Source organism: Cellvibrio sp. GW822-FHT04B05 (genome assembly GCF_058800985.1).
Genome location: NZ_JBXAMU010000001.1, coordinates 420,462 through 432,846, shown reverse-complemented (window position 1 = coordinate 432,846; position 12,385 = coordinate 420,462). Strand labels below are relative to the sequence as shown.

Genomic DNA, 12,385 nt, shown 5'->3' with positions numbered 1-12,385 from the left:
ACACAATGACCTATGGCACTATCACTTATGACCCTATCACCTATGAATTGTTGCGTAGAATTATCCACGGGCTACCTCCTCACAAATATCAGCCACTTGTGCAGCAGCATAAGGCTTGGCCAACTGCTGTGCTTTTTCCGCCATCGACATTAAATTCTCACGGTCAGCTAATTTGGTTAACAACAAAGCAGCTAATTTTGCTGCCGTTAAATCTTTTTGTACCAGCGCGATACCTGCGCCAACGTCGGTTAAATTTTTTGCATTAAATGTCTGGTGATCATCAATCGCACTCGGAAGCGGAATTAATACCGACGCTACACCTGCCATCATCAATTCTGAAACAGTCAATGCACCTGCGCGGCAAATCACGACATCAGCCCAGGCATAAGCTGCGGCCATATCATCAATAAATTCCGTCACTTTGGCATTCACTTGATGCTGCACATATAAAGCAGTAGTTGCCTCAGCGTGACCTTTTCCGGTTTGATGCCAAATTGCAGGGCGTGAATCGACAGGCAATTCTGCCAAGGCTTGCGGAACCAACTCATTGATTGCCTTTGCGCCCAAACTGCCGCCGATAATCAAAAGCTGCAACGGCAATTTTTGTTGCGCGCGCGTTCCATAACGAACCGGCACTGCATTAAGGTTTTTAATTTGCTCGCGCACCGGATTGCCAACAACAAGTTCATCACTGACATCACCAAAAGCGCGGGGAAATGCAGTCAACACCTTAGTGCCAATCTTTGCCAATAAACGATTCGTCGTACCGGCCACTGCATTTTGCTCATGAATCACTAACGGCTTACCTGATAATTTTGCAGCTAATCCGCCGGGACCAGAGGCGAAACCGCCAAAGCCTAAAACCACATCCGGTTTAACCTGACGAATAATGCTCAAGGCTTGTAGCAATGCGTAAACAATTAAAAAGGGCGCTTTTACTAATCCCAAAATGCCCCGACCACGAACACCTTCAACTTTAATAAGATGTAATTGAATATTTGCTGACGGCACCAGGCGATTTTCAATACCACGCGCAGTACCTAACCAATTAATAGTTGCACCGCGCGCGCGTAACTCATCGGCAACAGCAAGCGCAGGAAACACATGCCCACCCGTACCACCGGCCATAATTAATACAGATAATGTTTTGGTAGCGGAAGCACTCATGCTGTCGCCTCCACTAAACTTCTGCGTTGTGGCTTGGCGATCTCTGGTATCGCAGGCGTGAAGCCCGCCAGCTCCCATTGCACTCGCATTACAAATGCCATAAGTACGCAGCACATCAACAAACTACTACCGCCGTAGCTAATGAAAGGCAAGGTCAAACCTTTGGTGGGCAGCAATCCGGAAGATACGCCCATATTGATAAAGACCTGGAATGAAAACAAAATGGCGATACCAAAGGTCGCCAACGCGGCAAACATTTTTCCTGCTGCGAGATTTTGTTTGGCAACATTAAAAATACGCAGAATCAAAGCCGCGAATAAACCTAACAATACAATTGCACCAATCAAGCCGAACTCTTCGGCAATGATTGCAAAAATAAAATCCGTATGGGCTTCCGGCAAAAAGAAGAGTTTTTGCAGACTGTTGCCCAATCCTAACCCAAACCATTCACCACGCCCGAAACCAATTAATGATTGGGTCAACTGATAACCGGTATTGAATTGATCGGCCCAGGGATCAAGGAAGGTAATCAATCGCTGCATACGATAAGGGGAGAGAATAGCTACCGATGCCAATCCACCGATACCGATAATAATCAATAACAAGAAGTGCAACATGCGCACACCAGCAATAAACATCATTGCAAACACAGTGGCGCTAAGCACAACCGAACTACCAAAGTCCGGCTCCAGCAATAACAAGCCGACGAATACACCCACAACCATCAATGGCTTAAGGAAACCCTGCCAACCAAAATGCAACTCCTGATAACGACGCGCAAAGAAACTGGCAAAAAATACCACCGCACAAAACTTCGCAATCTCTGAAACCTGAATCGAGATAACACCCAAACTAAACCAGCGCTGACTACCGTTTACTTTTTTACCGATTCCCGGGATCAAGACAATTACCAGCAGGAAAAAAGTAATTAACAATAAATGTCCGGAATATTTCTGCCACACGCTCATAGGTACACAAACCACAAACATTGCCAGGACAATACCGAGCAGCATGTAAACCGCGTGACGCTTGGCAAAAAACCAGGCGTCGTCATAAGTCAATGCAGCAAAAGAAACCGATGCTGAAGCCACCATAACCAAACCAACCGACATCAATGCCAGCCACAGACACAAGAGTGTCCAATCTACACGCAGGCTTAGTGGTAATTGATGTACGGGGGTGGCTGAGTTAATCATGATGCGATCAACTCCTGCACAGCCGAACAGAATTTTTCGCCGCGGTCTTCGTAATTTTTAAACATATCGAAGCTGGCGCAAGCAGGAGATAGCAACACTGCATCCCCATGGCTGGCAACAGCAAACGATTTATTCACGGCATCCTGCATACTGTCAGCATGAATAATGGTGGTTACATCGCCAAGCGCAGAGGTAATAACCAGTGCATCGCGACCAATTAATACAACTGTGCTATTGATTGCGCCCAATGCAGGCGTTAATTCGGTGAAGTCCTGACCTTTCCCTTCACCACCTAAAATGACAATTAATTTCTGTGGATCACGAGCCAAACCCTGGATGGCAGCAAGCGTCGCGCCTATATTGGTACCTTTGGAATCATTATAAAATTCCACGCCGTTTTTCTCGGCCACAAATTCACAGCGATGTCGCAAGCCAGCAAAACGTTTCAAAGTGGTCAACATAGCATCCATAGGGATACCTGCTGCATCACCTAATGCCAGTGCAGCAAGTGCATTATCCACATTGTGGCGCCCACGAATTTTCAATTCTTTTGTCGCCATTAATGGCGTGAGATTTTTTGCGAGATATTCACCGTTGTCATGCTCAATCAAACCAAAGCTGCCGAAGTCCGCATTGCCTCCAAAATAAACAGGTTTAACACCGGCAGCCAAAGGTGGGTGAGTGAGAATATCCTTGCGATTAACAACAATATGCTCCGCACCAAAATAAACCCGTAACTTGGCGAGAATATAAGCGCGCATATTTTCGTAGCGATCTAAATGGTCGGCACTGATATTTAAAATGGTCGCCACTTTTGCATTTAGCTTGGTGACAGTCTCTAACTGAAAGCTGGAAAGCTCCATAACGTAGAGTTCGACAGAATCATTTAATAACTCCAGCGCTGGTGTTCCAAGATTGCCGCCAACAGCAACCTTAATTCCAGCAGTCTTGGCCATTTCACCAACCAATGTGGTGACGGTGCTTTTTGCGTTAGAACCGGTAATTGCCACAATCGGTGCTTTGGCATAACGCACCAATAATTCGATATCGCCGACAACCGGAATTCCAGCAGCACTGGCCTGCTTAATAGCGGGTGTCGCGATAGCAATACCCGGACTGACAATAATTTCATCGCATGCAAGCAGTGTGTTCGCATCCAACTCACCGCAAACAATAGTGACGCCGGAGAATTCGTGCTGAATTTTTTCAAGGTTGGGAGGATTACTGCGGGTATCCAACAGGATAAAAGCGTGTCCTTGTGCCGCCAAAAATCGTGCGACCGACAAACCGGTAATTCCGGTGCCGATAATCGCCTTGACTTTACTGGTGGCTATCATTTGGGACACAGTGTTTTCTCTCTACAATAAATTTTTAACAATACAGATGGACAATTTTTATTAGCGAAGCTTTAAGGTAGCCAGGCCAATCAATACCAATACCAACGTGATAATCCAAAAGCGCACAATCACGCGCGGCTCCGGCCATCCTTTTAATTCAAAGTGATGATGGATGGGCGCCATGCGAAAAATACGGCGGCCGGTTAACTTGAACGAAGCGACCTGCAAAATTACCGATACAGTTTCCAGCACAAAAATGCCGCCCATAATAAACAGGACGATTTCATGGCGAATAATGACCGCAATCAAACCCAAGGCTGCACCGAGCGCCAAAGCGCCGACATCACCCATAAATACTTGCGCGGGATAAGTGTTGAACCACAGGAAGCCCAAACCGGCACCGACCAGCGCGCAACAAAAAATGGCCAACTCACCAGCGCCGGGAATATAAGCAATATTTAAATATTGGGAAAATTGCGAATGCCCGGAGAGATATGCAATTAACGCTAATGCACCGGCAACCATCACACTCGGCATGATGGCAAGGCCATCCAAACCATCAGTCAGGTTCACCGCGTTACTGGTTCCCACAATTACAAAGTAGGTGAAGACGATGTAGAACAAACCTAAATCGAGCGCGACACTTTTAAAGAAAGGAATAAATAATTGTGTTTCAGCAGGGCTCTGCGCGGTGTAATACAAAAAAATCGCCGCACCAAAGCCGGCGATGGATTGCCAAAAATACTTCCAGCGCGCAGGCAAACCGCGAGAATCTTTTTTCGCCACTTTACGATAATCATCAACCCAGCCTACCGCACCAAAAATGGCAGTGACAATTAACACTACCCACACATAACGATTGGATAAATCAGCCCACAATAAAGTGCTCGCGAATATTGCTGATAAAATTAACGCACCACCCATAGTCGGTGTGCCGGATTTACTTAAATGGCTTTGCGGGCCATCGTTGCGCACCGCTTGGCCGATGCGCAATTCAGTCAATCGACGAATAAACCAGGGACCGAGTAATAAAGAAATACCCAGCGCAGTAAGCACACCAAAAATTGCACGCACGGTTATATATTGAAACACTGCAAAGCTGCGCAGATATTCTTGTAAGTATTCTGATAGCCAGTACAGCATTAGTGTAAATCTCCCACCGAATCACAGAGCTGGCGCACGACTAAATCCATAGCGGCACTACGCGAGCCTTTTATTAATAGAGTGGCATCCTTATTGGCAATATTTTTCAAATGGGCAACCAGACTGGCTTGATCGGTAAAATGCAACGCGCCGACACCAAATGCGCGAGAAGCATTTTCACTGAGTTTTCCAACGGTAAATAAATGTGCGATTTTTTTTGCGCGGGCATATTCACCCAATTCCGTATGCAGTTGTGGAGCTTCTGGACCCAGCTCCCCTAAATCACCCAACACCAAAATTCCTTGCTTCTTTTGTGCAAGCACATCAATCGCTGCGCGCACTGAACCGGGATTGGCGTTGTAGCTATCATCAATGATCTGCGCATTATTGATGCCGATATGGCGACTCATGCGTCCGGCGACCGGAGAAAATCCGGCCAGCCCTTGTTTGATTTGTTGCAAGTTTGCACCCACCGCAGATGCGCAAGCTGCTGCCATCAATGCATTACGCACATTGTGTTCACCTTGGGCATTGACACTAATTTGTGTGGCAGCACCCTGCAAACTAATAGTGAATTCGATGCTGTTAGCGCTTGGCTCAATAGCTTGCGCAAAACAATCAGCATCGTTATTTTGAAATGAAACACGGATAACACGACGCTTACTCAAATTGGCCAACCAATCCGGTGCAAAACGATCATCGATATTGACAACCGCAGTTCCCGTTGTAGGTAACGATGCATAAATTTCACCTTTAGCGCGCGCTACACCTTGCAATGAACCGAAACCTTGAATATGCGCAGCCATGACATTGTTAACCATCGCAATTTGTGGCTTGGCGAGCGAGCAGAGATATTCAATTTCACCTGGGCCACTGGCGCCCATTTCGATTACGGCAAATTCGTGATGCGCCTCCAATTGCAATAAAGTGAGGGGAACACCGATGTGATTATTGAAATTGCCTTTGGTTGCATGGACAGAACCGCACTCGGCAAGAATTCCAGCGAGTAATGTTTTTACTGTCGTTTTACCACTGCTGCCGGTGATGGCAATAATCGGGCGCAAAAACAAACTGCGGTTAAGGGCTGCAATTTGGCCGAGCGCTAACAGTGAATCGCTCACGATCAATTGCGGCAATTTAATATCAGGAAAAAAACGTTCTACCACTAGCGCGCAAGGTTTTTTGGCAACAACATCCTGGATAAAATCGTGCGCATCAAACCGCTCGCCGCGCAAGGCAACAAATAATTCGCCTTCTACGAGGGTGCGTGAATCGGTATTCACGCGCGTAAATTCCACGTCACCCTGCTGGGCATCACTTTGCTTAAGCTGTGCAGTAACTGCACGCAAGGGTTTATTCGTGGCAATAAATTCTTCAACCCACTTTAATGTAAGAGGCTTGATCATGAGGGAGCCTCTGATGATTGGTTGTCAGTATCGTGTTTTGCGATGCGGCGTTGCAGCGATAACCGCGCATGCTTGCTATCGCTAAACGGTAATGTTTGGTTGGCAAAAATTTGGTAGTCCTCGTGACCTTTGCCAGCGATCAACACTATGTCGCCCGCTTTGGCTTGCTGCACGGCAAAATCAATTGCCTGCGCGCGGTCTGCAATTACCAGACAACCGCTTGGATGATTCATACCGCGCACAATTTCGGCGGCGATGCTGGCAGGATCCTCCGAGCGCGGATTGTCATTGGTGACGATAATGTAATCGCTCAAACGCTCGGCAATTTTTCCCATTTGTGGACGCTTGGTTTTATCGCGATCACCGCCGCAACCAAATACTGTCCATACACGGCCCGCTTTATGTTGGTGGATTGCATTCAGGGTATTTCTCAAAGCATCAGGCGTGTGGGCATAATCCACGATCACCTGGATTTCCTGTGCCACCTGATCAACAGTGACCAATTGCATGCGCCCGGGGGCAGGCTCAAGCTGGCTGATAAATGGCAGCATTTGTTGCAGGGTAAATCCTTGTTCACCTACCGCTGCAATTACCGCCAGCAAATTGCCAAGATTAAATTGTCCCAGTAGCGGTGAATCTATATCGGCCTCACCCCAAGGGGTGAACAAATGCGCGCGCGCACCTTGTGCATGCAACTCAATATTGGTTGCATGCACATCTGCGGTTTTTTCAGTGGAGTAGCTGATGATTTTTACATTAGCCGGTGCTTTTTGCGCGAGACCACTCGCCCAATCATCGTCGAGATTAATAATGGCAGTGCGCAATCCAGGCATCTGTAACAGTTGCGCTTTGGCATTGCCGTAACTGTGCAAATCGCCGTGATAATCCAAGTGATCTTGCGTGAGGTTAGTAAAAATCGCGCTGGAAAATTGCAATCCCGCCACACGCTTTTGCTGCAAGCTGTGCGACGACACTTCAATTGCAGCAGAGGCAGCACCACCATCAACCATCTCACGCAAAATACGCTGCAAGGTAATTGGATCAGGCGTTGTTAAACCGGTTGAGGTTAATAAATTGATTTGCTGTGCGAGCGGAGCAAGGGAAGATGAATCCAGCAGACCATAACCGATAGTACCGACTACCGCCGATTTTTGTTGTAACTGCGCCAGCAATTGCGCAGTCAATAAACTGCAGGTCGTTTTGCCATTGGTACCGGTGATACCGATGAGTTGGATTTTTTTACTTGGCTCACCAAAAAAATGCCCGGCAATTTCACTGACACGCGACGGTAAATCTTCAACAGCAATGACAGGTACTGCGCCTAGCCAATCCAGACCCTGCCAATTTTTATCTGCCTCAACCAAAATTGCAGCAGCACCCAATTCAATCGCCTTGGCAATAAAATTGCGCCCATCCACTTTTATACCGGCCAGCGCGATAAATGCATCGCCGGTTTTTAAATGACGGGTATCAAGGCACAAATTGCGCACGACGATGTTTGCCGCTTTATCTAAATCCAAATCCGGAAGCAGATCAGCGAGGGCAACATTGTGAGTTTGGTAGTGAGAAGTCATCAGGTTTCTGACCTCTCGTTTGCTGCGGTATTTTTGGGTGCCGGATTTTTAGGTACGGCCTTAATCGCAGGTTCAGCAATCAGGGCTTTATCGTCTTTACTACGGATGTTGTCCGGCGGAACTTGCAGCATACGTAACGCATCTTCCGCCACTTTTGAAAATGCCGGCGCAGCAACAATACCGCCGTTGCCCATAATGCCACCGCCTTTGGGTTCATCAATTACTACCATGGCAACAATGCGCGGATTATCGGTTGGCGCCATGCCAATAAAAGAACTCATTTGCAAACTGGTATATCGACCGTTTACCGCTTTAAACGCGGTACCGGTTTTACCGGCAACTGAATAGGAAATCGCGCGCGCTTTACTACCCGTTCCCTCTGCAGAAACCACACGTTTCAACATTTCTTTCACCTGGTCCGCGTATTTTTCTGCAACAACACGCTGCCCCTCTGGCGATCCGTCGACACGCAACAATGAGATAGGACGCTTGATACCGCCAGTAGCGATGACACCATAAGCCTGCACAGTTTGCAGCACGGTGCTATTCAATGCATAACCGTAAGAGACGTTCGCGCGTTCAATTTTTTGCGCTGGCTTGAACACTGGCAAGCGCCCCGCAGACTCACCAGGAAAGCCGGTGCCGATTGGTTGACCAACCCCCAAACGCTCGTACATATCACGCACGGTATTAGTGTCCAACGCAAAACTGATTTTGGTCATGGCGACATTACTGGATTTGGCAATTGCCATCGCCAAATCCATCGCGCCGTAATTGCGGTGATCCGGAATCCTTTTATTACCCACCATGATGTAACCGGGGTTGGTATCAATAATATCTTCCGGTTTAAATTTGCCGCTTTCTAACGCCGCGAGAATCACCCAAGGTTTTACGGTGGAGCCTGGCTCGTATAGATCGGTAATCGCACGGTTGCGCAAACCGGCACCGCGTGCGCGGCTGCGATCATTCGGGTTGTAGGTGGGCAAATTGGAAATCGCCAGCACTTCGCCGGTGAGCACATCCAGAATCACTATCGAACCGGCAACAGCGCCAGCATCCTCCACTGCTTTTTTTAATTCGCGATGTGCAAGGTATTGCAAACGCAGGTCGATACTAAGGGTAAGGTTTTGACCGGGGCGCGCCGCTTTTACCAGGCGCAACTCTTTCACAGTGCGACCGCGCAAATCCTTCAAAACTTCTTTTGCACCATTCTCACCGGTAAGCCATGCATCATAAGCCAGCTCCATGCCTTCCTGACCGCGATCATCCACATCTGTCATGCCCACCAAATGCGCGGCAACTTCCGCCGCCGGATAATAGCGGTGATATTCAATCTGTTCATAAACACCAGGAATATCTAACACCAAAACCGCTTGCGCGGCTTCGGGAGACAATTGACGCTGCAAATACATAAATTCTTTTGTTCCATATCGAGCCAGGCGCGCTTCCAATTCCGCTTTGTTAATCTTCAGCGCCTGCGCCAATTCTCCCCAGCGATGCGGCGCTTGCAACAACACTTTAGGATTCGCCCAGAGTGTTGATACCGGCGTGCTGACCGCTAATGGATCGCCGTTGCGATCGGTAATTACACCGCGATAGGCGGGAATAACTTCAGTGCGCAAGGTGCGCGATTCGCCTTGATCTTGCAGGAACTCGTAACCCTTATCGGCATTGGGAAGCACCTGCAGGCTGGCAACATGGCCGATCAGCACTATCACCAAGAACGCCAGCAACATACCGACACCATAAAAACGCCAGCGAGCTACTTTCAATGGCTTGCGCGGAGGTTGGACAGGAGGACGCGCGGTACGCGGCTCAAAGGCGGATTGACGGCTCATTGGCCACCTGCCGCTGGCTCGAAAGAAGCCTGACCTTCAATGATATGGTTACCGGAGATCATCACTATCTCTTCCGGTGTGGGCGCCATCATATTAAGTTCGGAGACGGCCGCATTTTCTACGCGACCATAGGCAGCCCAGGTACTTTGCTCAAGCAGGTATTGCCCCCACTGCACTTGCAGTTGGGATGCCTCACGGCGCAGGGTTTCAAGGCTGTTTACATCGCGACGTACGATTTGGGTTGTCGCCACCACCCCCATTGCCGACGCAATGGTCGCCACCCACAACACCGCCACAACCAGCATCACGGCTGGCGAGATCGGCTTTTGTTGTGATGGGTGACTTCTGTTCATGGAATCCCTGGAGCTTATTAATTTATCGAATTGATCTGGTAACGGGTCGATTCAGGTACAGCTGGTGACGCAAAACCGGGATTTACAATTTTTCCGCCACACGCATAACAGCGCTGCGCGAGCGCACATTGGCATTTACCTCTTCATCACTCGCCTTGATCGCCTTGCCGAGCGAGCGCATGCGTTTGTTTAATTGGTCATCGCGGATCGGCAAACCTTTAGGGACGGGATCACCCAACTCTTGCCGGCGAATAAAACGCTTTACCGCGCGATCTTCCAGCGAGTGGAAGCTAATCACTACCAGTCGCCCACCGGGAGCAAGTACGGTCAACGCTTGCTCCAACACCGAATCAAGGTCGGTCAGTTCGTTGTTGACCTGGATACGAATCGCTTGAAACGCGCGGGTCGCTGGATGCTTGCCCTTTTCCCACGCCGGATTCGCCTCTTTAATCACTTCAGCCAAATGTTTGGTGCGCGTAAATGGCGTTTTCTGGCGCTCAGCGATGATGGCGCGTGCCATACGCTTGGCGAAACGTTCCTCGCCGTACTCTCTAAACACCCGGATGATGTCGTCTTCGCCTGCGGTATTGACCCAATCCGCTGCACTTTGGCCGCGCGTCTGGTCCATACGCATATCGAGCGGACCATCCTGCATAAAACTGAAGCCGCGCTCGGCCTCATCCAACTGCGGCGACGAAACCCCCAGATCCAGCAATACTCCAGCAACCTTACCGGTCATATCGCGCTCCTCAACCAACTGTGCCAGCTCTGCAAAAGAGCCATGTGCGATAGCAAAGCGCGAGTCGTTGGCAAAGTGGGCATTGGCTGTAGCGATTGCCGCCAGATCTTTATCGATCCCAAGTAAACGGCCAGCTGCCGACAACTGTTGCATAACCAAAGCGCTATGACCGCCGCGCCCGAAGGTGCCATCCACATAGAAGCCAGAGGCATCTGTAACTAGTGCTGCTACCGCCTCGTTTAAGAGCACGGTTATATGTTGCGATTCAGACACGCCAGCACCTAGAAAGAGAGGTTTTGCAGATCGGCGGACATCTCGCCATCAACCGGTAGATCCATCAGGGCATTCCAGTTGTCTTCATTCCACAGCTCTAATTTATTGCCCAGACCAACCAATATGAGTTTTTTATCAAGGTGCGCGAATTCGCGCAGGGTGGGGGGTACGAGAACACGGCCGTTCGCATCCATTTCAAGATTCACCGCCTGACCAATAAAGCGGCGTTGAATTCGGCGAACCTGCTCGTTACCGGCGGGAAGTGCTTGGACTTTGGCAAGAACCGGCTGCCACTCTGCTTCGGAATAGACCAGCAAGCAGCGTTCATACATATGAGCAGTCACCCATAGACGCGCAGCACCATTGGCAGCCAGCGAATCGCGGATGCGCGCTGGTATCGCCATGCGACCCTTTGGGTCCATGCTGATGGAATGACTACCTGTTAGATCGGACACTTTTCACCACTTGCCGGGTTTACTTTCCACAAAAAACCACAAATACCCACATTTCCCCACGACGCTCACTATAAATCGGGGCGATGCAAAGTCAAGCAAGCAATTGCCAAAAGGCGTATAAAATCACGGGAAAAACTGCGAAACATCGGCAAACAGGAAGGGAAAATACACAGCAGCAAAACCACAAAAACCAACTTAAACAATAAAAACAAAGGAATAAAGGCCAAACCTAATGTAAAACATTAAGTTTGAAATTATTTTGCAGTGAGAATCGAGAATTTATAGAAGGATTAGGTCTATACAGACCAAAACACGCATAACAAATCATAAACTGCAGAAAAATCGGAGTCAGCCTGTAAGCCGGGTTCTGTCGTGGACAGTCATTCATCTGGGACTAACGTCACCGTTAGCCTCAAGCAACCTACCCGAATCCGATGCGGGCCGCACCAATGGATTCCTATTTGGTCTTGCTCCGAGTGGGGTTTACCATGCCGCAACCTGTTGCCAGTTGCGCGGTGCGCTCTTACCGCACCCTTTCACCCTTACCGGCATTCTTGCGAATGCTTAGGCGGTCTGCTCTCTGTTGCACTTTCCGTAGGCTCGCGCCCCCCAGGCGTTACCTGGCACTCTGCCCTATGGAGCCCGGACTTTCCTCCCCGATGCACCGAATAACACTCATGAGAATTGTCCAGTTAACACCGGAGCGACTGTCGGGCCGACTCCGAGGCGGCACATTAACCGCCAACCCGTCCCAACGCAAGCTCAACTTTTATACAAGCGCGGACTTTTTTGTCAACTTCGTCACCAAAAGTGGCACCCTTATTTCCGTTTTGGAGCAAATGTCGGCATTAACTGGTATTTTTGCCACTTTAAGCTATTAATTAACAATCATTTATTGCACTAA

10 protein-coding genes and 1 other RNA gene are annotated in these 12,385 nt (G+C 48.9%); all 11 read right to left on the bottom strand.

From position 1 onward, the window contains the following. Positions 1-60 precede the first annotated feature (60 nt). Entirely contained in the window at positions 61-1,167 is a 1,107-nt protein-coding gene (murG, locus tag AC1RJL_RS01705; RefSeq protein WP_492911016.1) for an undecaprenyldiphospho-muramoylpentapeptide beta-N-acetylglucosaminyltransferase, read from the bottom strand. Then, a complete protein-coding gene (ftsW, locus tag AC1RJL_RS01700; protein ID WP_492911015.1) occupies positions 1,164-2,363 on the bottom strand; it encodes a putative lipid II flippase FtsW in 1,200 nt (399 codons plus the stop codon). Before ftsW ends, murG begins: the two co-directional genes overlap by 4 nt. Continuing rightward, entirely contained in the window at positions 2,360-3,700 is a 1,341-nt protein-coding gene (gene murD / locus AC1RJL_RS01695) for a UDP-N-acetylmuramoyl-L-alanine--D-glutamate ligase (RefSeq protein WP_492911756.1), read from the bottom strand. Before murD ends, ftsW begins: the two co-directional genes overlap by 4 nt. A 60-nt stretch (positions 3,701-3,760) precedes the next feature. Further along, positions 3,761-4,843: a phospho-N-acetylmuramoyl-pentapeptide-transferase gene (gene mraY / locus AC1RJL_RS01690; RefSeq protein ID WP_492911014.1), complete on the bottom strand. Its 1,083-nt coding sequence runs from the start codon at positions 4,841-4,843 to the stop codon at positions 3,761-3,763. Beyond that, on the bottom strand, positions 4,843-6,249 hold the full coding sequence (locus tag AC1RJL_RS01685) for a UDP-N-acetylmuramoyl-tripeptide--D-alanyl-D-alanine ligase (RefSeq protein ID WP_492911012.1): 1,407 nt from the start codon (positions 6,247-6,249) through the stop codon (positions 4,843-4,845). Before AC1RJL_RS01685 ends, mraY begins: the two co-directional genes overlap by 1 nt. Next, entirely contained in the window at positions 6,246-7,823 is a 1,578-nt protein-coding gene (locus AC1RJL_RS01680) for a UDP-N-acetylmuramoyl-L-alanyl-D-glutamate--2,6-diaminopimelate ligase (RefSeq protein ID WP_492911011.1), read from the bottom strand. Before AC1RJL_RS01680 ends, AC1RJL_RS01685 begins: the two co-directional genes overlap by 4 nt. After that, positions 7,823-9,661: a peptidoglycan D,D-transpeptidase FtsI family protein gene (locus tag AC1RJL_RS01675; protein ID WP_492911010.1), complete on the bottom strand. Its 1,839-nt coding sequence runs from the start codon at positions 9,659-9,661 to the stop codon at positions 7,823-7,825. Before AC1RJL_RS01675 ends, AC1RJL_RS01680 begins: the two co-directional genes overlap by 1 nt. Then, positions 9,658-10,014 carry a cell division protein FtsL gene (ftsL, locus tag AC1RJL_RS01670; protein ID WP_492911009.1) on the bottom strand — a complete coding sequence of 119 codons (357 nt, stop codon included), beginning with the start codon at positions 10,012-10,014 and terminating at the stop codon, positions 9,658-9,660. The genes AC1RJL_RS01675 and ftsL overlap by 4 nt, the downstream gene beginning before the upstream one ends. An 82-nt stretch (positions 10,015-10,096) precedes the next feature. After that, positions 10,097-11,026, bottom strand: coding sequence for a 16S rRNA (cytosine(1402)-N(4))-methyltransferase RsmH (rsmH, locus tag AC1RJL_RS01665; protein WP_492911008.1), 930 nt, complete (start codon positions 11,024-11,026; stop codon positions 10,097-10,099). A gap of 8 nt (positions 11,027-11,034) precedes the next feature. Beyond that, the gene (mraZ, locus tag AC1RJL_RS01660) at positions 11,035-11,481 is read right to left on the bottom strand and encodes a division/cell wall cluster transcriptional repressor MraZ (protein WP_492911007.1); all 447 of its coding nucleotides are present in this window, start codon (positions 11,479-11,481) and stop codon (positions 11,035-11,037) included. A 340-nt stretch (positions 11,482-11,821) separates the two neighbouring features. Next, positions 11,822-12,204, bottom strand: an RNA gene (rnpB, locus tag AC1RJL_RS01655) — RNase P RNA component class A. Positions 12,205-12,385 lie beyond the last annotated feature (181 nt).

Bases quoted from the DNA above. Each gene is read 5' to 3' on its own strand.
- murG (WP_492911016.1), bottom strand. From the start codon at position 1,167: ATGAGTGCTTCCGCTACCAAAACATTATCTGTATTAATTATGGCCGGT.
- murD (WP_492911756.1), bottom strand. From the start codon at position 3,700: ATGATAGCCACCAGTAAAGTCAAGGCGATTATCGGCACCGGAATTACC.
- AC1RJL_RS01675 (WP_492911010.1), bottom strand. From the start codon at position 9,661: ATGAGCCGTCAATCCGCCTTTGAGCCGCGTACCGCGCGTCCTCCTGTC.
- mraY (WP_492911014.1), bottom strand. From the start codon at position 4,843: ATGCTGTACTGGCTATCAGAATACTTACAAGAATATCTGCGCAGCTTT.
- ftsL (WP_492911009.1), bottom strand. From the start codon at position 10,014: ATGAACAGAAGTCACCCATCACAACAAAAGCCGATCTCGCCAGCCGTG.
- AC1RJL_RS01685 (WP_492911012.1), bottom strand. From the start codon at position 6,249: ATGATCAAGCCTCTTACATTAAAGTGGGTTGAAGAATTTATTGCCACG.
- ftsW (WP_492911015.1), bottom strand. From the start codon at position 2,363: ATGATTAACTCAGCCACCCCCGTACATCAATTACCACTAAGCCTGCGT.
- AC1RJL_RS01680 (WP_492911011.1), bottom strand. From the start codon at position 7,823: ATGACTTCTCACTACCAAACTCACAATGTTGCCCTCGCTGATCTGCTT.